The sequence below is a fragment of the Amycolatopsis pittospori genome, from assembly GCF_013870525.1.
Classification (GTDB): Bacteria; Actinomycetota; Actinomycetes; order Mycobacteriales; family Pseudonocardiaceae; genus Amycolatopsis; species Amycolatopsis pittospori.
The window spans coordinates 1-18,776 of sequence record NZ_JACBXD010000059.1; the positions used below are offsets into that span (position 1 = coordinate 1).

The following is an 18,776-nucleotide window of genomic DNA, read 5'->3' on the forward strand; positions in this document are numbered from 1 at the left end:
CGGGCGGCGGCGGGTTTGGCCTCTTCACGACGTTCCGGCTTGGCGTTCGACTTCACCTTCGCCGGTGCGTCGGGATCGCGTTCGCGGTAGATGCGGAAGACACCGATCGCCAAGGTGACGCCGGTGGTGATGGCCATCGTCGGGAAGCCGTTGATCAACGGACCGCCGACGTCGACGGCTCTCGACAGCAGGTCGGTGCCCTTGCTGCCGTCCGAGGTCAGGAGGATGACCCCCGGGACGGTCACGGCCAGGACCAGGGGCGGCTGCACCATCGGGCCGAACAGCCCGCGGCGCTGGACGGCCACCACGGCGGCCACCGCGCCGAGCGCGTAGCACGCCTTGAACAGCAGCCCCAGGTCCTTCTGCATCATCATGTCGACGAAGGCGCCAAGGATGGCGAGCCCGAAGCCCACCAGGACGGCCGCCCACCAGGGCAGCCCGCGCCTGGCGCCGACGAGGGGACGCTCGTCCCAGGAAACGGGAACGTCGTCGGCATCAGGATCGCTCTGGCGATCGCGAATCGCGGTCACAGGCCCCACCGTATATCCAAGCTGCGGACATACCGCCAACAGGCGGTATGTCCATCGCCTGGTAGTGGTCATTCCGGATCACCCGAACGCTCCGCCCGGGTCCTTTCCAGAGGTAGTACGCGCGACCGGCCGACAAGGTTGTCAGGGGAGCCGAAGTGGAGCCTCTGGTTCCGGAAACCGCAGGTGGTGAAGGCTCCGTCCGAGTGGCTGAAGGTGGCGGCGGGTGGTGGGCCGGGGTTGTCGTGAGTGGCGATTCGGGTTCTGACGGACCCGTACTTGGTACCTGCTGGGTCCGTCACGTCGTCTGCCACTGAACGTCGACGGCATGGCCTTGAGCGGCCCGGCGCAGGTTGCGAAAGGCACTTTCGCAACGTTGAAGGTTGCGAAAGTGCCTTTCGCAACACGAGCACCACGTCTTAGCGGGCCTGACCCAGCGGTCCCGACACCACCCTCGCACAGGTCGGCGGCGGGTAGGCGAATGCCGGTCCGCTCCAACCCGAATCGCCACTCACGACCCAGACGCCCTCCTCGACCTTGGTCGCGTTCGGTCAGCTCGCGGGGAGTTCGTCCGCCTTCCGGATCAGCGGCACCGGCGCAGGACTGCCCGCGGCGTCCGTGAGCGGCGAGACGGTGCTCCGGAAGCTTTCGAGCGCTTCGAGTTCTCGTCGCCGTGCCGAGATGAAGCGCTGAAGGTGGGTACTCGACAGATTCACCGCGTCGACCGCGTTGCCCGCGGCCCGGTGCGCGGCCGCGGCTCCGGCACGGACCTGCTCGACGTCCTCGACCAGCGCGCGTTCGGTCGCCGCGAAGAGCGCGGCGGAGGCCAGGACGGCGAAGCCGGTCGGCCCGCAGACGAACACCCGCCGGTCAAGCATCCAGCGCAGCAGTTCCGGGTCGGTGTCCAGCGCGGCCACGACGGCGGCGTCGGACGGGACGAACATGATCGTGCCGTAGATCGCGTCCGCCCAGCGCTGATAGCCCTTGCCCGCCAGTTCGGCCGCGCGCGACCGCAGTTGCCGCACGTGGACGCGCAGCGCGTCCAGCCGTTCTTCGGGGTCGTTCGTCTCGACCGCTTCGGCCCAGCAGGCCATGCTCGCCTTGGCGTCGACCGGCACGGTGCGCCCGCCACCGACCCGCAGCACCATGTCGGGTTTCGCGGCGCCGCCGCCCGCCAGGTCCGTTTGCAGGGTGAAGTGCAGTTCCTCGCGGAGGCCGAGCGCGCGGGCGGTTTCGAGCAGCACCTGTTCACCCAGTTCGCCGCGGCCGCTGATCGAGGCGAACGCCACCTCGTACCGGCGCAGCGCGAGTTGTTGCTGATCCCCCTTGGCCCGTTCGGCGGCGACCAGTTTCGCCGCCGCGTCCGCCCTCCGCATGCCGTCGTTGTACAGCCGCCACAGCAGCGCGACGGCCGCGAGCAACAGCAACGCGAGCACGACGGCCGCGGTGGTGATCACCGTCGCCACCGGTACCTCCCCTCCGGATCCGAGTCGGGAACATCATGGCGGAACCCACCGACAAAAACGCCACGGTCCGGTCGCGCTCCGTATCTGACCTGCGCCGTCCCCGGCGTGTCGGAATCGCGTCACTCGAATGGCTCGCAGACACCGGCGAACGATCCTGATGTACTAGAACACGCGTTCGAGCAGGCTCTCGGCGCGCCTCCCCTCTTCGGTCGGTGCGCGGCCCTACCTTGGGCTGCGTGAAGCTCCTGCACACGTCCGACTGGCATATCGGCCGCACCTTCCACGGCGCCGATCTGCTCGCCGAGCAAGAAGCCGTGCTCGGTCATCTCGCCGACCTCGTGGTCGCCGAGTCGGTCGATGTCGTGCTCGTGTCCGGGGACATCTACGACCGCGCGGTGCCCTCGGCGGAGGCCGTCCGCGTGGCCACCACCGCGCTGGGCAGGCTCCGTCGGGCCGGCGCGCAACTCGTGATGACGCCCGGCAACCACGACTCCGCGCCGCGGCTGGGCGCGTTCGCCGACTTCGCCGCGGCGGGCGGGCTGCACCTGCGCGCCACGATCGACGGTCTCGCCGAGCCGGTGCTGCTGCCCGACGAGCACGGCGAAGTCGCCCTCTACGGCATCCCGTACCTCGAACCGGAGCCCGCGCGCCACGCCCTCGGCGTGCCCGAGAGCCGTGGCCACACCGGCGTCCTCACCGAAGCGATGCGTCGGATCCGGGAGGACCTCGCCGCGCGGCCGTCCGGAACGCGGTCGGTGGTGCTCGCGCACGCGTTCGTCACCGGCGGGGAGCCGACCGAATCCGAACGGACCATCGCGGTCGGCGGCGTCGAGCAGGTGCCGGGTTCGGTGTTCGACGGCGTCGATTACGTCGCACTCGGCCATCTGCACGGTCCGCAGACCCTCGCCGAGCACCTGCGCTATTCCGGCAGCCCGCTGGCGTACTCGTTCTCCGAGACGCGCCAACGGAAATCGGTCTGGCTGGTGGAGCTGGACGCCGCCGGGCTGGGCGAGGTCCGGCGGCACGAACTGCCGGTGCCGCGCCCGCTCGCGATGCTGCGCGGCGAGCTGGCGGAACTGCTGGAGGACCCGGAATACGACGGCCTCACCGAACACTTCCTCTCGTTCACGGTCACCGACCGGGTCCGCCCGATCGACGCCATGCGCAAGCTGCGCGAGCGGTTCCCCCACGCCGTGCACCTGGACTGGCAGCCCGAAGGCGGTCACGACGGAGCCGCGCTGAAGTACGCCGAAGCCGTCCGCGGCCGCTCCGATGTCGAGATCACCCGCAGCTTCCTTGAAGACTGCCGTGGCTCCGCGCCCTCGGAGAGCGAGGAGCGGCTGGTGCTGGCCGCCTTGGGCGCCGCGGGCAGGGAGCGCGAAGTATGAGGCTGCACCGGCTGGAGGTCGCCGCTTTCGGTCCGTACGCGGGCCGCGAGGTGGTGGACTTCGACGCGCTCGGCGCCGACGGTCTCTTCCTGCTCCACGGCGACACCGGGGCGGGCAAGACGACCTTGCTCGACGCCATCGCGTTCGCGCTGTTCGGCACCGTTCCCGGCGCGCGCGGTGAGGTCAAACGGCTGCGCTGCGATCTCGCCGACCACGACCAGGTCACCGAGGTGGTCCTCGAACTGACCGTGCAGGGCCAGCGGATGCGCATCGCGCGCAACCCCGAGTACCAGCGGCCGAAGCGGCGCGGCGAGGGAATGACCACGCAGCAGGCGAAAGCGGTGCTGAGCTGGGTCGGCACAGTACCCGCGGGGCACGTGGCCGAAGGCATCACGCGGATCGACGAGGTCGCGCGCACGGTCGAGCGGCTGATCGGGATGACGCACGAGCAGTTCTTCCAGGTGGTGTTGCTGCCACAGGGCGAATTCGCGCGGTTCCTGCGCGCGAACACCGCCGAGCGGGAAGAGCTGCTGGAGCGGCTGTTCGGGACCGAGCGGTTCTCCGACGTCGAGAACTGGTTCGCGAACCTGCGGGCCGAACGCGGTCGCGAACTGCACGCGCGGCAGCAGTCGTTGCGGGAGTGGGTCGCGCGGTTCGCGCAGGTCGCCCGGCAGGAGGCGCCCGAAGAGGGACAGGCCGAGTGGGTCGACGCGATCCTCGCCGAGTCGGCCGAGCGCGTCGCCAACGCACAGGAACGTGAGGAAAAGGCCCGCAAGGCGGCGAAAACCGCCGAGGCGATCTGGCAGGAGAACCAGTCCACCGCCGAACGCATCCGCCGGGTGCGCACCGCGTACACGCGACTGTCCGCGATCGCCGAGCAGGCGGGTCAGCGCGCGGAGTGGGCGGACGAGGTCGCGGCCGCCCGTCGCGCGGCGGGTGTGGTCGCGGAGGCGGATCTTCTCGAACGCCGGTTGGATCAGCTCGCCGAGGCCGAAGCCGTCGAAGCGCTCCGGGCTCAAGAAGTGCCTGATGCCGCCGACAGTCCCGCCGCCGAGCTTCGCGCTCGTGCCGGCGGCGTGCGCGAAGAAGCCGGAGCCCTCGCTGAACTGGTGTCGGAAAGCGAGCAGCAGCAACGGGATCTGGTTCGCCGCGAGGAGTTGAACGCCGCCGCCGAGAAGGCGAAGGAGCAGGCTGAGGAACTCGCCGACGAACTCGCCGCGGCGCCGGAGAAGGTCAGCGCGCTGCGTACCGAGGTGGCCGCGGCCGCCGAAGCCGAAGCGAAACTCGACGGTGCCCGCACCCGTGTCGACGAGCTGACCGCGCTGGTCCGGGACGCCGACGAGGTTCCGAAGGTGAAGCAGGCCGTCGAGCAGGCGCGTGTGAAGGTCAGCGAGGCCGTGGACGCCCACCAACTTGCCCGTCAGCATCGGCTGGACCTGCGGGAACGGCGTCTCGAAGGAATGGCGGCCGAACTCGCCGCCGGGCTCAACGCGGGTGACGACTGCCCGGTGTGCGGGTCGGCCGAGCATCCGGCGCCGGCCACGCATACCGGCGGCCTGGTCGATCCCGAGGACGAACGCCGCGCCGAAATCGCGGAGCAGCAGGCCGACGTCCGCCGCGAGAAGGCGAAAGCGGCGTTGCAGGAGGCCGAAAACCGGCTGACGACCTTGGTGGAACGGCTGGGCGTGCGCACCGCCGAAACACTGCGGTCCGAATTCGCCGAGGCGCGGCAAGTGGTCCTCTCGTTGTCGGAGAACGCCCGTCGCAAGCCCGCACTGGACAAGCAGTTGCTCGATCTGGAAACCACCATCGAGCGACTGGCCGAGCGGCGGCGTTCGTCCGAGCAGCGTGCCGTCGAGGTCGCGGCCGAGGTCCGCGGGCTCACCGACAGGCTGGCCGAACGGGAACGACGCCTGGAAGCCGCACGAGGTGAGTTCGCCGACGTGTCGACGAGACGGCGGCATCTGCTCGGCTTCGCGGCTCGCCTGGACTCGCTCGCCGAAGCGCGGCTCGCCGTCGCAGGCGCGGCCGAGCGGCGCGACGAGCAGGCGAAACTGGTCAAGGAAGCGTTGCGGGCCAAGGGTTTCGCGGATCTCGACGAGATGCGCGCCGCGTCGAGGCCCGACGAGCTCATCGTCAAACTGGAGAGCAGCCTCGCCGACGCGAAGGTGATGGAGGAGAGCGAGCGGCGTGCTCTCGCCGAACCCGAACTCTTCGGCATCTCGCCGGACGACGAGATCGACGTCGCCGCGTCGGCCGATGCCGCGCAGGACACCCGGGGCGAAGCCGAGCAGGCGCTCGTGGCGCTGCGGACGGCCACGTCCCGGCACGCCGACCTGACGAAGGTCGCCGACCGGATGACGTCCCTGATGGCGGACCTGGCCCCGGTCGAGGAGCGGTACCTCGAACTGAAGGCGCTCGCCGAGGTGGTCAACGGGCGCGGGCAGAACGCGCGGAAGATGTCGCTGCGCTCGTACGTCCTGGCCGCGCGGCTGGAGGAGGTCGCGGTGGCCGCGACCGCCCGTCTGCGGACGATGAGCCAGGGCCGCTACTCGTTCGTGCACTCCGACGCGGCAGGTGCCCGCGGCACTCGCGGTGGCCTCGGGCTCGACGTGCTCGACGACTACTCCGGCACCGTCAGGCCCGCGAAGACGCTGTCGGGCGGCGAGTCCTTCCTCGCGTCACTCTCGCTGGCCCTGGGCCTCGCGGACGTTGTCGCCGCCGAAACCGGCGGAGCGCTCCTGGACACCCTGTTCATCGACGAGGGCTTCGGGACGCTGGACGCCGAAACGCTCGACATCGTCATGAACATCCTCGACGAGCTTCGCGCCGGTGGGCGCGTCGTCGGCCTGGTTTCGCACGTCGAGGAACTGCGGCAGCGGATCCCGACCCGCCTGCGGGTCCGGAAGGCGCGCACCGGCTCGACCGTGGAGATCCACGCCGCCTGACCCGCTCCTCGGGTGTTATGAACGGACCTTTCATAACAGGATTTGTTATGAAAGGTCCGTTCATAACACGCGCGAGAGGGGGATCAGGCGGCTTCGTGGGTCAGCAGCCACTGCTTCGCCGGCATACCCCACCGGAAGTTCCCCAGCGCGCCACCGGTCCGCACCACCCGGTGGCACGGTACGAACAGCGCCGCGGCGTTCTTCGCGCACGCCGACGCGGCCGCCCGCACGGCCGACGGATTCCCCGCCATCGCCGCGTACTCCGCGTAGCTCACCGGCTCCCCGGCGGGCACCTTCCGCAGGATTTCCCAAGCGTGCTCACGGAAAGCGCCGGACCGCTGCCGCACTTCGATGTCGGCGACGACGTCGAGTTCGCCGTCGTGGTAGCGGCGGATCGCGGTGCTCACCGGCCCGAGATCCCGTCGGTGCTTCACTTCGCCGGGGGTCAGCGACGGCGAGATCAGCGGTGTCAGTTCGCCGACCTCACCGGTCCAGCCCGAGGCGAGCACGGCCCCGTCTCCCGCCACCACGGCGGTGAACGGCCCGATCTTAGTGTCCATTGTGGACCAATACGCGATGCTCATCGTCTCCCTTTCAAGCTCGCCACAGGTACATGCCGGCGTACGAGGACCAGGGCTGCCAGGCCCGCCCTCGTTCGGCCAGCGTCTTCTCGTCGTCGGCGATCCCCAGCGCGGTCGCGCCGCGGCGCAGCGCCGGATCGCCGGTCAGCAGGACGTCCGGCGCGCCCAGTACGCGCATCAGGACGTAGTCCGCGGTCCACGGCTCGATCCCGGGGAGATCCAGCAGCTCCGCCCGCAGTTCGTCGGGGTCGCGGCCGACGTGGACCGAAACACCGTCCGCCAGTGCGCGGGCCACCGCGGCCACCCGCTCGGGGCCGTGTTCGGTGACCTGGGCCGCCGTCGGGAACAGCGTGGTCAACCCTTCCAGTGACTCGTCGCAGCTGGGCATCCGCTCGCCGAGGGTGTCGGCGAGCGACGCGGCCTCGGCAGGGGACAACAGCGCGCGCAGCACGAGTTCGTCCCCGTCGACCGTGCCCGGCACCCGGATGCCGGGGATCGCCTCGACCAGCGGCGCGAGCGCCGGGTCGGCGCCGAGGACCCGCGTGACCGCCTCGGGATCGGCGTCGAGGTCGAGCAGCCGCCGCATCCTGGCCACCGCGCTGCTCAGGTCGCGCAGATCGGTGAGGCGCAGGTCGCAGAGGACGTGGTCGTCCTTGGCCGTCAGCCACACCACGCCGGAGCCGTGCGCGAGCCGCAGCGTGCGCCCGTAGCCGGTCACCCGGGCTTCGTCGCGCGTCACGTGCTCGACGCCGGGGACGGCCCGGTCGGCCAGGAAGCCCAGCACGCCGTCCGCGTCGAACGGTTTGCGGAACGGAAGCCGCAGGCTCAGCCGGGTCCCGGTCGGCGTCTCCTCGGCCTTGCGACGCCCGCGACGCAGGCTCGCGGCGCGTAGCTGCGAAGGCGTCGTCGCGAACACTTCGCGGATCGTTTCGTTGAACTGGCGGACGCTGGAGAAGCCGGCCGCGAACGCGACGTCGGTCAACGGGAGCCCGGACATCTCGATCAGCAGCCGCGCGGAATGCGCCCGGTGCGCGCGGGCCAGCGCGAGCGGTCCGGCGCCGAGTTCGGCGGTGAGGACGCGCCCCAGTTGCCGCTCGGAGTACCCGAGCCGCCGTGCGAGCCCCGGGACGCCGTCGCGTTCGACGGTGCCGTCCGAGATCAGCCGCATCGCCCGCGCGGCCAGGTCGGCCCGGATGTCCCAATCGGGCGAGCCGGGCACGGCGTCGGGGAGGCAGCGGCGGCAGGCGCGGAACCCGTTGGCCTGCGCGGCGGCCGACGTCGGGTAGAAACGGACGTTCTGCTGCTTCGGCGTCGACGCGGGGCAGGACGGACGGCAATAGATCCCGGTGGTGGCCACGGCCATGATGAACTGGCCGTCGAACCGGGAATCACGGGCGGCGACGGCGCGGTAACACCGCTCGGTGTCGCGCCACACGGCCCGTTCGGCCAGGATCTGCTGGGTCATGACATCGATCGTGCCACCAGGTCGCGGGCTCGGCTGGCGGAAAACCGACACGGCGATCCGGCCCCCGGCGACCGGCGCCGGTCCGCGCGCGGGCGGCACGTAGACTTCTGGCCCGTGAGTCTCACCCTCGGCATCGTCGGCCTGCCCAACGTCGGCAAGTCCACCCTGTTCAACGCGCTGACCCGCAACGACGTGCTCGCCGCGAACTACCCGTTCGCGACGATCGAGCCCAACGTCGGCGTCGTCCCGCTGCCGGACCCGCGGCTGGACAAGCTCGCCGAGGTCTTCGGCTCCGAGCGGACCGTGCCCGCCGTCGTGTCCTTTGTGGACATCGCGGGCATCGTGAAGGGTGCCTCCGAGGGCGCCGGACTCGGCAACAAGTTCCTCGCGAACATCCGCGAGGCCAACGCGATCTGCCAGGTCGTCCGGGTCTTCGACGACCCGGACGTGATCCACGTCGACGACCGGATCGACCCGGGCAGCGACATCGAGACGATCAACACCGAGCTCATCCTCGCCGACCTGCAGACGCTCGACAAGGCGCTGCACCGGCTCGAGAAGGAGGCGCGGACCAAGAAGGAAGCCAAGCCCGCCCTCGACAACGCGGTCAAGGCCAAGGAGATCCTCGACTCGGGCCGGACCCTGTTCCAGGCGCAGAAGGAGGTCGACTTCGAGGCGCTGCGCGAGCTGAGCCTGCTCACCACGAAGCCGTTCCTCTACGTCTTCAACGCCGACGAGGGCATCCTCACCGACGACGCCCGTCGCGAAGAACTGGCCAAGATGGTCGCCCCCGCGGACGCGGTGTTCCTCGACGCGAAGGTCGAATTCGAGCTGCTGGAGCTGGACGACGAAGACTCCGTGCGCGAGCTGCTGGAGTCCGTCGGCCAGCACGAGCCGGGCCTCTACTCGCTGGCCCGTGCCGGTTTCCACACCCTAGGTCTGCAGACCTACCTCACCGCCGGCCCCAAGGAATCCCGCGCCTGGACGATCCCGCAGGGCGCGACCGCCCCGCAGGCCGCCGGCGTCATCCACACCGACTTCGAGCGCGGCTTCATCAAGGCCGAGGTCGTCTCGTACGACGACCTGATCGAGAACGGTTCCATGGCCGCCGCCCGGTCCGCGGGCAAGGTGCGCATGGAGGGCAAGGACTACGTCATGTCCGACGGTGACGTGGTGGAGTTCCGCTTCAACGTCTGATCGATCGAGGCAACTTTGCGGTCTGCGGTTCACCGCATGGAGTGGCTGTTCGGTGTTCGGTATTGACCGAACGCCGAACAGTATGGAACATATGCTCGTGGATCCCCTTCAGCGAGCGCGGAATGCTCTGGATGCCCTGACCAGCGCGGTCGGGTCACTGGGGCTCTCCACACGTCAGGGAGATGTCGATGCGCCCCCCGGCCGCGATCTCGTCATCGCGTTTCCTGACGGCAGGGAAGTCGGCCTTCAGGTCAAGACGGTCGCGTTGATCACGACCGACAGCTTGCCCGGTCTGCTCCGTCGCTGGTCGACGAGCGAGATCGAGGGAGGCAGCGTGGTGGTGGCGGACAGGATTACGGCGGAGGCGCGGAGCACCCTCAACCAGGCTGGTTGGGGATGGCTGGACCTACGCGGCCATCTGAGGCTTACCGGTCCCGGGCTGTTCATAGACTCGGATGTTCCCGTCCTCGTAGGGCCGGAGACGGACCGGCAGGGGATCATCGGCCGGGTCGGTATCGAGCTCGCCGCTCTGCTGCTGCTCGACCCCGCTCGGCGGATCGGTGTTCGTGCGGCTGCTGCCGCGTTGTCTCGCGCGCCCAGTTCGATCTCCGAAACCTTCGCGGCATTGCGAGGCGCGGGACTCGTGGATGAAGACAACAAGCCGGTTCTGCCTGCACTTTTCTGGGAGCTCGCCGAGCACTGGAAGCCGGTCAGCCGTGATGTGGCGAGTGTCCCTGCTCCGGACGGAGGACGGGAAAACGCCGCGCTCCGGTTGGGCATGGACGACGTCGAATCGAACGTTGGATGGGCCTTGACCGACACTGTCGCGGCCGCGGCCTACGGTGCACCTGTATCCATCCGTGCTGATCACCCGCCGGATTTCTACGTTCCTGATCAGGGCACGCTGAGACGATCCGTGCAACTGCTGGGGACGGCCACGACGGCCACCATGCGGGCGGGTCGTGTCCGTATCGCCCCGGTGCCGCTGGTGTGCGCTCGTCGCATAGATGCCACAGAGTGGTCGGACGAGAAGTGGCCGCTGGCGAATCCGCTGTTCGTCGCCCTGGATCTGGCGCAGGATCCGGGGCGAGGTGCGGAAATCCTTGACGGCTGGACTCCTGAGACGGTCGGGGCCCGTGTCTGGTGAACCGGCGGTCGTGGTTCTCGCTGGCAGGTCGATGACCCAGATCGTCAGCGCGATACCCGTGGTCGCCGAGCAGACGGGACGTCCGGTAGTGCTTGTGGGCGGTCTTGCCGTCATGTGCCGGCTGACGACGCCGTACCGGGTGACAACCGACCTCGACACGGTTGATCGTCGGGCCGAGAACGAGGACTCTCAGCTGCAACTCCTCGTGGCGGCCGGTGCGACGCCGAGCGGGCCGGCCGGTGCTTTGGTCCGTACCCCGTGGGGTGAGGTGCAGGTCGACGTGCTTGAGGTTACCGACGCAGACATCGATGAACTTCCGGATGACCCGACCGATCGCCTTCATGTCCAAGCTCCTGCTCAGCGCGGAGGGGATTCCGCCCCTCGCAGTGCGAGTAGCCGAACCGGGTCCCATTATCGCGATGAAACTGCAGTCGATAATGAATCGCGGCGCCGCCAAAGAGGGGACGGATCTCCTGGACGTCGTGCGCATCACGCTTGACCGCACCTGCGGGCCGGTGTCGCGAGATCAGCTTGAGTCCGCTGAAGCGCAGTTACGCGCCGACGCACTCCTTCATACTCGACAATGGTTCGATCGGTTTGAAGCTCAATCGCTGAGAAGATCAGAGCCGTGCCCGAGGGTCGGGATGTGGAGATCGACGACTTGAGGTTGGTCGGTGACCTGCTCGCCGGGGCGCTCGACCGGCCATGAGACCGCTTGGTCGGTGGCCGGCTGACGCTGTTCCGGCGGGCAATTCGGTGGAGTTCCGCTTCAACGTCTAGTCGGGCGTTCCTGCCATCGAGCTCCCCAAGCCGGCGCATACGCGACCTCGAAGGTGACGACGAGTTCAGACGCTCGGCCTGTTCGCGGTGACTTCGAGGAATCTCTGATGGAGATTCACCGGCGTTCTGATCGAGAAGGCCGCACCCAGCGGCGCAGCGCGTCGATGGTGGTTTCCGGTGAGGTGTTGAAGCAGAACACGATCCCGGGGACGAGGTCGTTGAGCAGGTTCACGACCCGTTCGAACAGCAGGGTGTGCTCAGGCGCCATCCGCAGGCCCGCGCCGATCATCACCACCCCGACCGGGTCGGCGGCGACGGTTTCGCGGATCGTCTTCTCCGCCTCCTCCGGGTCGGCGGAGACCTGGCAGGACACGATGTCGAACCCCGCGTCGCGCAGAGCCGCCTCGCCCGCCGCGATCCGGGCTGTCAGCGCCGCTTCGTCGATGCCGGGGTAACGGCTGTAGTCGATGGCGCTCGGGTGCAGCCCGAGCGACAGGATGCCGGTCACCATGGGGCCGTCCCCTCTCTGTCGAAGAAACCGCCGGTCGGCCCGTCCGGGCCGATCCCGGCCAGCCGGACGATCGCGTCGCTGCCCTCGGTCACCGTCTGGAAGCCGGCGTGGCCGGTGAGGTCGGTCGCGGTGTAGCCGGGGTCTACGGCGTTGACCCGGATCCCGTCCAGGGCGCGGGCGTACTGCACGGTGATCATGTTCAGCGCGGCCTTCGAGGCGGGGTAACCGAGTTGCGGGGGCACCAAGCCGGACCAGCGTGGATCGTTCGACACGGTGAATGATCCCATCCCGCTGGTGACCATCACGATTCTGGGATTCTCGGCGGCGCGCAGAAGCGGCAGGAAGGCGTTCGTCACCCGGATCGGGCCGAAGACGTTCACCTCGAACACGTCACGCAGTGAACCGGCCGTCGTTTCCGCCGGCGGGCTCGTCGGGCCGCCGACACCGGCGTTGTTCACGAGCACGTCCAGGCGGCCGGCTTCTCTCTTCACGAAGTCCGCGGCCATCGCCACGGACTCGCCGGAGGTCACGTCGAGCGGAACGAACCGCACGTCCAACCCTTCCTCGGCCAGTTCCGCCACCGCCGAACCGCCGCGTCCGGGATCACGGGCCGCGAGGAACACGTCCCATCCCCGGGCCGCGAACCGGCGCACGGCTTCCCGGCCCAGTCCTTTGTTCGCCCCGGTGACCAGGGCGATCGTCGTTGTCATGGCCGTAGCCTCGCCGCCGCACCGCCTGGGTGCCAGGACCGCCGACGCATGGGATCGGCCGTACCACCCCGAGCGGCCGCCCGTCGGGCAGGATCGAGGTGATGGACAGATCCGAACTCGCCGCCGTGCTGCGTACGGCACGGTCACGCGTCAAACCCGCCGATGTCGGCCTGCCCGCCGGTCCGCGCAGGCAGGTGCCGGGACTGCGCCGCGAGGAGGTCGCCCAGCTCGCGGGCCTCGGTGTCGACTACGTGATCCGGCTCGAGCAGGGCCGGGGTCCCAGGCCGTCGACTCAGGTGCTCGGCGCGCTGGCCAGGGCACTGCGGCTGTCCGACGACGACCGCGACACGCTGTTCCGGCTCGCCGGCTCGGCGCCCCCGCAGGCCGGCCGTGTCCCGATGCATGTCCGGCCGAGTGTGCTGCGGCTGTTGGACCGGATGTCGGATCTGCCCGCCCTCGTCCTTTCGGCGAAATCCGACGTGCTCGCCTGGAACCCGCTCGCGACCGCGTTGTTCGGCGACTTCTCCGAGTTGCCGCCCGCGCGACGGAACCTCATCCGGCAGCGGTTTCTCGGCACCGGCGTCGGCCGCGTCACCCTGTCACCCGACTCCGACTCGGCCGCCGACTGCGTCGGCTGCCTGCGGACCGCCCGAGCCCGCTACCCGGACGACCCCGACCTCGCCCGCCTCATCGCCGACCTGCGCACCGGCAGCGCACCGTTCGACAGCCTGTGGCAAGCCGCGCGCTCCGGGCGGCTACGCGCCGGCAGTACCACCATCAAGCACTCGGAACTCGGCCCGCTCACCCTCGACTGCGACGTCCTCCTGGTTCCCGAGACCGACCAGACCGTCCTGGTCTACTCGGCCGAACCCGGTACGTCCTCGGCGTCGGCGCTGGAACTGCTCCGCGTCACCGGCCTCGAACAGTTCACCTACTGACGTTCGTCTCCGCGAGCTTGATCACAGTGGTGAGGACCATGTCGATCAGGCTCGTTCCAGCAGGATCCGCCCCCGTAACCTGTCGGGGTTCTCTTCTCTCTTCCGGAACCGGGGTCGTCTTGGTCAGCTTGGAAACCCGGCGGAAAACGCCGGGTCGTTCGTCGTGGGCGCTGTTCTCGGCCTTGGGGTTCCTGGCTCTGTACGCGCTGTCCAACCTGACGCCTTTCGGCCAGCGGGCCGAGAACCTGCTCCTCGACGGCACCACGGATCAGACCTTGATCTACGAGGTCTACCGGACCGGGTTCCTCCCCGCCTTGAGCCTCGAATACGAGACCATGGCCGTCGGTATCGGCGCCGCGGTGCTGATCGCCGCCTGGCGCCGCCGGTGGCGGGATCTGGCGACCGTGATCGTCGCGACCCCCGTCGCCGTCTACTCGACCCGGATCTTCAAGGACGCCGCGCCCCGGCCCGATCTCGTCGGCGCCGTCCACGGTCTCACCGAGCGGAGCTACCCGAGTGGACATTTCGCCGTCGCGGCCGCGGTTTCGGTCGCGTTGCTGATCGTCGTACCACGGACCTGGCTCCGGTGGGTCGCTCCGGTGCTCCTCAGCTGGACGTCGGCGGTCGGCGGCGCGGTGCTGACGATGATGTGGCACCGGCCCAGTGACGTCCTGGGCGGCGCGTTGCTGGTGGCGGCGGTCTTCCTGCTGGCCGGCGCGGTGCTCTCGAAGACGACCGAAGAACGGGAAAAGGTGTGGCGGCCGTCCGTCCCGGTCGTGGTGGTGGGTATCGGGATCACCGTCGCGAGCGCCTGGCGGGATCCGTACACCTGGACGGTCCCGTTCTCCGTGGTCACCGCGGTGCTCGCGACCGCGTTCCTGGGGTACGTCGCGCTGCGGTGTCGGACCGAGAGCTAGAGAACCGCCCGCAGGAGCGCCACGAAGCCGGCGATCCCGAAGAGCGCCAGCCCGCCGGTCCAGATCCGGTATGACCGCAGCCGGATCAGCCGACGGCGTGACTGGCCGGCGTTCCGCGCCCTGACTTCGCCCGTCGCGAAGATCTCTTGCCAGCCGTGGTTCTGCTCGATGCGATGCAGCACCACCGAGTCGGTTACCTCGTTCTGTCGCTGGCGAAGCAGTAGCTGGATCGACATCGCCGACACGATCATCGAGAGCAGCCCCGCGACGGCGGCGGCGAACGGCGTCGATCGTGCCCCGTAGGCGAGTGACAGCAGGAAGGACTGCGCTGTCAAGGAGAGCGTCGGAACCTGCCACTGGATCAGATTGGCACCTCGGGTGAGATCTCGTGAGTGGTAAGGACGGTTAGAACCGTCCTTACCACTCACGACGTCCGCTACTTCCGCAGCAGGCTGTACGCCGCCGACCCGATCAACTCCAGCGAAACCTGAAGCCGCTCAAGGGAGACGTTGTCCTTGATGGTGTCTTCCGGCGTGTGATAGGTCGGCTCCAGCAGCGCCGGGCCGCTCTCGCCGCGCCAGCTGAAGTTGCCCGACGCGATCCCGCGCTCGAAGAACGGCACGTGGTCGCTCGAACCGCGCGCGACCGGGCCCTTGACCCGCGGGTCGTACCCGAGTCGCTTGGCCGCGGCGTTGACGGCCGCGGTCGTGGCGTTGTCGGCGCCGTCGACCGAAAGCAGCCAGTAGGTGATCGCCGGGTCCCAGCTGGTGGCGACCATGTCGTTCTGGAAGCAGCCCGCGATCCGCTTCGCCTCCGGGTCGGTCAGGTTCGAGACGTAGTGCCGCGAACCGATCAGCCCGTACTCCTCCGAACCCCACAGCGCGAACCGCAGCGTCTTGTTCGTCGGCAGGTATCGCAGGACGCGCGCGAGTTCGAGGCACAGCACGGTTCCGCTGCCGTCGTCGTTGGCGCCGGGGGAGCCGGGGACGCTGTCGTAGTGCGCGGTCACCATGACCACACCGTCGTCCTTGCCGGGGAAGGTGGCCGGGCGTTCGGCGATGACGTTGTACGACGTCAGGTTCTTGTGGTGGACGGCTGACGCCTTCACCTTGACCGAGCCCTTGGCGAGCCGTTCGCGCAGGCGTTCCACCTGCACCTGGGCCAGGCCGAGCACCGGGACGGTGACCGGGGTGGTGAGGGTCGGGGAGAACGCCGACAGTTTGCGCGCGGGGTCGGCGCCGACCCGGCCGAGCAGGACCGCGACGGCGCCGCGCTGCGCGGCGGTGAGGTACGCGTCGGCCTTGTTCGTGACGGCCGCGATCAGCACGATCTTGCCGGTCAGATCATCCGGAAGGGTGGTCCCGTCACCGGCATCGACGACGACGGCCTCGCGCGTGACGTCCTGCGCGCCCTGCGGCGACGAGCCGGTCTGCCAGCTGTCGCGGCCGACGGTCAGGCCGCCGAGGAACTTGTCGGCGATCGGGAACGGCTGCAGCGTGACCTGGTAACGCAGCTCGCGCAGCACCTTCGCGATGTAGTCCCTGGCGCGCAACTCGCCTTCGGTACCGGCGATCCGGGGGCCGATCTTGTCGCTGAGCACCCGCAGGTGCTCCAGCGCCCGCCGCGACCGGACCCGCGCGATCACGGGGTAGTCGCCGAAGTCCAGCGACGGCGGGAACTGCGCGCCCGGACGCTGCTGCGTGGCCGCGGCGGCGGTGCCGGGGTTCAGCCCGATCGTCGCCGCGCCCGCCAGTGCCACCGCGCCCGCGAGCACCTCACGCCTGCGCAGACCAGCCATGGAAAACCCCTCACTTCTCGGAGAACCTTCGTTCGAGTAGCTAAGAGTCGCGCGGCGCGGAGAGCAACCTCCGATCGTCCCCTTTTTCCGGAACGTCCCCCGGTTCAGCGCACGGTCACCCGGCGGTAGGCCTGCGAGACGGCGACGCCGCCACAGGCGATGGCCGCGATCACCCCGCCGATCAGCAGCGCGGTCCCGATGAAGGGCCCGAAGTCGCCCGGGTCGGCGAGCCGTCCCCGGAACGAGCCTTCGAGCAGGGCACCGACCAGGATGAACGTCGGTGCGGCGATACCGGCGAACAGGATCCAGCGGAACCGGGCGGCCGACGTCAGTACGAGGATCGCGGTCAGGCCGAGGATGAACGGTCCGGGCGGGATGTCCGGGAAGCCGGGGACACCGGAGACGATCTGGACGAGCAGGCCGGCGACGCCGACGAGAAGGAAGGCGGCGTTGGCGACGACGGCGGCGGAACGGTTCATGACAGGACTCCTCACTGGTTATGACCCCTGAAGAGTCCCGCTCACGGTGGCGGCGGGCGTCGGCCCGGAGGCGGCAGTCCCGCCTACGCGGACCGGCGTAGTGGTTCCCCGAGGATCTCGGTCAGATCGGCCGAAATCGCCGTCACCAGTTGGTCGCCGAACACGCAGATCGTGTACTCCCAAGGGTGCCCGAACGTGCCGAGCCGGAAGTCCGATGTCAGGTAGATGTAGTAGTCGCCGTCCGGGAACGGGCTGAGCGGCCAGCGTTCCGCCGTGGTCGCGAACCGGTACGACTGGTGGTGCCAGTCGAGCGCGAACAGTTCGTCGGCGCAGGACGCCAGGCCCCGCTGAACCACGGAGACCAGCCGGTCGAGCAGTGCGTACTCCGGGTCGTCGTCGAGGGCTGTCAGGCTCCAGGTCGCCGATCCGGCCGGCTCCGCGATGCCCGGCCACGCGAACCGGTCCGTGCTGGGCCGGAAGGCGAACTCCGTGTGGAAACGGGCCCACACGCGCCGATATTCGGCGTGCCCCAGGGTCTCGATGCTCACCCCGGGAAAATACGCCCCAGGGAGTGATACCAGAGTGGTAGCATCGAAGTATGGCTATGACCCTGAGGCTGAACGACGAGCAGGAGCGCGCCCTCGCGCTGCTGGCCGAAGCCGACGGCGTGAGCAAGCACGAAGCGACCGTTCGCGCCATCACCGAGGCCGCCGCGCGCCGCGTCCGTGATGATCGCGTCCGGGCACTGTCGAAGGACGGCCGGGAGCGCTACGCCGCTCTGCTCGACCGTCTCGCCCAGTGATCGAGTATCTCGCCCTCGAAGACCTGCTGGCCCTCTCGGAGGATCTCGGCGTCCCCAAGATCCGCGATCTCGGGCTGCTCGACTCGGCCGCGCACCGGCCGCGGACGTCGTTGATGGGGCGGGACGCGTATCCGACGCTGCACGAGAAGGCCGCGGTGCTGCTGGAGTCGCTGGTGCGCAACCACGCGCTCATCGATGGCAACAAACGCCTGGCCTGGATGGCCACGTTCGTCTTCTACGGGCTGAACGGCCACGATCTCGACGCGCCGGAGGACGACGCGTACGACCTGGTGATCGCGATGTCCACCGGTTCGCGCACGTACGCCGACGCCGCCGCGGAACTCGCGGTGTGGACGAAGCCGCTCGGGTAACTTCGAACGGGTGAAGCCACTGGAAGCGGACATGTTCGCCCCCGGCTGTCCGTCGAACCTGACGCCGTTCCGGATCGGCGACAAATGGGCGGGTCTGGTCGTGCTGTGCCTGGAAGAGGGCCCGCGCCGGTTCTCCGAACTGCGGGTTCCTCTGAAGGGCGTCACCGCGAAGGTCCTGACGGAAACCCTCAGGGCCTTGGAGCGCGACGGCATGATCACGCGGACGGCGTACGACGAGACGCCGCCACGGGTGGAGTACGAGCTCACCTCGCTGGGCCGGACGTTGTTCGAGCCGATGGAGGCGTGCCGCGAGTGGGCGGCGAAGCACCTTCCGGAGCTTGTCGCCGCCCGCGAGGCGTACTCGAACTAGAAGGACTAGCCGAGCAGGCCCAGCACGACGATCGTCAGCAGCGTGACAGCGGTGGCGAACACGGCCACCCAGGTGCGCTGGGCGGCGGTGATGGAGGCGTTGTTCACGGCGGTTCCCCTGGGGAGAGAAGCGACAGTTCCGCCGGTACAGCGCGTTGATCAGGGCCGGCGTTACCGTCACCGCCCCGGTGTGGCCAAGATCACTGATCGTGCTGGTGGTGCCGGTCGCGCGCGGTGTACCAGAGCACTCCGGCAGCGGCGGCCACCATCGCGCCGAATGCGGAAAAGCCCACCACGATCGCCTGCGTCATCATTCGTCCTTTTCTCGTTGGTCGTACTGGGTAGACGTCCGAGAAGGGGAGACGTGGCGCGATCGTTGCGG

At 69.3% G+C, this 18,776-nt stretch carries 19 protein-coding genes; 9 read left to right on the plus strand and 10 right to left on the minus strand.

Going from position 1 to position 18,776, the window contains the following annotated elements; genetic code table 11:
- A partial coding sequence (locus tag H5J31_RS27700) for a DUF6542 domain-containing protein (protein ID WP_328701636.1) occupies positions 1-530 on the minus strand: 530 nt, incomplete at its 3' end.
- A gap of 548 nt (positions 531-1,078) precedes the next feature.
- On the minus strand, positions 1,079-1,993 hold the full coding sequence (rmuC, locus tag H5J31_RS27705; protein ID WP_181775589.1) for a DNA recombination protein RmuC: 915 nt from the start codon (positions 1,991-1,993) through the stop codon (positions 1,079-1,081).
- 236 nt (positions 1,994-2,229) lie between these two features.
- Between rmuC and H5J31_RS27710 the strand changes: the two genes are divergently transcribed.
- Entirely contained in the window at positions 2,230-3,381 is a 1,152-nt protein-coding gene (locus tag H5J31_RS27710) for an exonuclease SbcCD subunit D (RefSeq protein ID WP_181775590.1), read from the plus strand.
- Positions 3,378-6,329: an AAA family ATPase gene (locus H5J31_RS27715; protein WP_181775591.1), complete on the plus strand. Its 2,952-nt coding sequence runs from the start codon at positions 3,378-3,380 to the stop codon at positions 6,327-6,329. The genes H5J31_RS27710 and H5J31_RS27715 overlap by 4 nt, the downstream gene beginning before the upstream one ends.
- 83 nt (positions 6,330-6,412) lie before the next feature.
- Here H5J31_RS27715 and H5J31_RS27720 read toward each other — a convergent pair whose 3' ends face one another.
- Together H5J31_RS27720 and H5J31_RS27725 are read right to left on the minus strand one after the other, a co-directional pair.
- Positions 6,413-6,913 (minus strand): methylated-DNA--[protein]-cysteine S-methyltransferase, encoded by a 501-nt coding sequence (locus H5J31_RS27720; protein WP_181775592.1) that lies wholly within the window; start codon positions 6,911-6,913, stop codon positions 6,413-6,415.
- Between the two features lie 10 nt (positions 6,914-6,923).
- Positions 6,924-8,375: a DNA-3-methyladenine glycosylase 2 family protein gene (locus H5J31_RS27725; RefSeq protein ID WP_181775593.1), complete on the minus strand. Its 1,452-nt coding sequence runs from the start codon at positions 8,373-8,375 to the stop codon at positions 6,924-6,926.
- Between the two features lie 114 nt (positions 8,376-8,489).
- Between H5J31_RS27725 and ychF the strand changes: the two genes are divergently transcribed.
- A complete protein-coding gene (gene ychF / locus H5J31_RS27730) occupies positions 8,490-9,572 on the plus strand; it encodes a redox-regulated ATPase YchF (RefSeq protein WP_181775594.1) in 1,083 nt (360 codons plus the stop codon).
- Positions 9,573-9,624: 52 nt separating this feature from the next.
- Positions 9,625-10,719, plus strand: coding sequence for a transcriptional regulator (locus H5J31_RS27735; RefSeq protein ID WP_181775595.1), 1,095 nt, complete (start codon positions 9,625-9,627; stop codon positions 10,717-10,719).
- 895 nt (positions 10,720-11,614) lie between these two features.
- On the opposite strand, the gene H5J31_RS27740 is transcribed toward H5J31_RS27735, so the two are convergent.
- The gene (locus H5J31_RS27740; RefSeq protein ID WP_181775596.1) at positions 11,615-12,010 is read right to left on the minus strand and encodes a hypothetical protein; all 396 of its coding nucleotides are present in this window, start codon (positions 12,008-12,010) and stop codon (positions 11,615-11,617) included.
- A complete protein-coding gene (locus H5J31_RS27745) occupies positions 12,004-12,720 on the minus strand; it encodes an SDR family oxidoreductase (RefSeq protein WP_181775597.1) in 717 nt (238 codons plus the stop codon). Before H5J31_RS27745 ends, H5J31_RS27740 begins: the two co-directional genes overlap by 7 nt.
- A 101-nt stretch (positions 12,721-12,821) precedes the next feature.
- Here H5J31_RS27745 and H5J31_RS27750 point away from each other — a divergent pair, with 101 nt between their 5' ends.
- Both H5J31_RS27750 and H5J31_RS27755 read left to right on the plus strand, forming a co-directional pair.
- Positions 12,822-13,658, plus strand: a complete 837-nt coding sequence (locus tag H5J31_RS27750) for a helix-turn-helix transcriptional regulator (protein ID WP_181775598.1) — start codon at positions 12,822-12,824, stop codon at positions 13,656-13,658.
- A 119-nt stretch (positions 13,659-13,777) separates the two neighbouring features.
- Entirely contained in the window at positions 13,778-14,575 is a 798-nt protein-coding gene (locus H5J31_RS27755; RefSeq protein WP_181775599.1) for a phosphatase PAP2 family protein, read from the plus strand.
- Here H5J31_RS27755 and H5J31_RS27760 read toward each other — a convergent pair.
- The 4 genes from H5J31_RS27760 to H5J31_RS27775 form a co-directional block, all read right to left on the minus strand.
- Positions 14,572-14,910, minus strand: coding sequence for a hypothetical protein (locus tag H5J31_RS27760; protein ID WP_181775600.1), 339 nt, complete (start codon positions 14,908-14,910; stop codon positions 14,572-14,574). The genes H5J31_RS27755 and H5J31_RS27760 overlap by 4 nt on opposite strands.
- Positions 14,911-15,011: 101 nt before the next feature.
- On the minus strand, positions 15,012-16,373 hold the full coding sequence (locus H5J31_RS27765; RefSeq protein WP_181775601.1) for a M20/M25/M40 family metallo-hydrolase: 1,362 nt from the start codon (positions 16,371-16,373) through the stop codon (positions 15,012-15,014).
- A 104-nt stretch (positions 16,374-16,477) separates the two neighbouring features.
- On the minus strand, positions 16,478-16,852 hold the full coding sequence (locus H5J31_RS27770) for a hypothetical protein (protein WP_181775602.1): 375 nt from the start codon (positions 16,850-16,852) through the stop codon (positions 16,478-16,480).
- A gap of 83 nt (positions 16,853-16,935) precedes the next feature.
- The gene (locus tag H5J31_RS27775; protein ID WP_181775603.1) at positions 16,936-17,400 is read right to left on the minus strand and encodes a DUF2716 domain-containing protein; all 465 of its coding nucleotides are present in this window, start codon (positions 17,398-17,400) and stop codon (positions 16,936-16,938) included.
- A 50-nt stretch (positions 17,401-17,450) separates the two neighbouring features.
- Here H5J31_RS27775 and H5J31_RS27780 point away from each other — a divergent pair, with 50 nt between their 5' ends.
- From H5J31_RS27780 to H5J31_RS27790, 3 genes are read left to right on the plus strand one after another with little or no spacing between them, the layout of a single operon-like run.
- Positions 17,451-17,654 (plus strand): hypothetical protein, encoded by a 204-nt coding sequence (locus H5J31_RS27780; RefSeq protein ID WP_016337139.1) that lies wholly within the window; start codon positions 17,451-17,453, stop codon positions 17,652-17,654.
- Positions 17,651-18,025, plus strand: a complete 375-nt coding sequence (locus tag H5J31_RS27785; protein WP_181775604.1) for a type II toxin-antitoxin system death-on-curing family toxin — start codon at positions 17,651-17,653, stop codon at positions 18,023-18,025. Before H5J31_RS27780 ends, H5J31_RS27785 begins: the two co-directional genes overlap by 4 nt.
- 31 nt (positions 18,026-18,056) lie before the next feature.
- Positions 18,057-18,395 carry a winged helix-turn-helix transcriptional regulator gene (locus tag H5J31_RS27790; RefSeq protein ID WP_181775625.1) on the plus strand — a complete coding sequence of 113 codons (339 nt, stop codon included), beginning with the start codon at positions 18,057-18,059 and terminating at the stop codon, positions 18,393-18,395.
- The last annotated feature ends 381 nt before the right edge of the window (positions 18,396-18,776 follow it).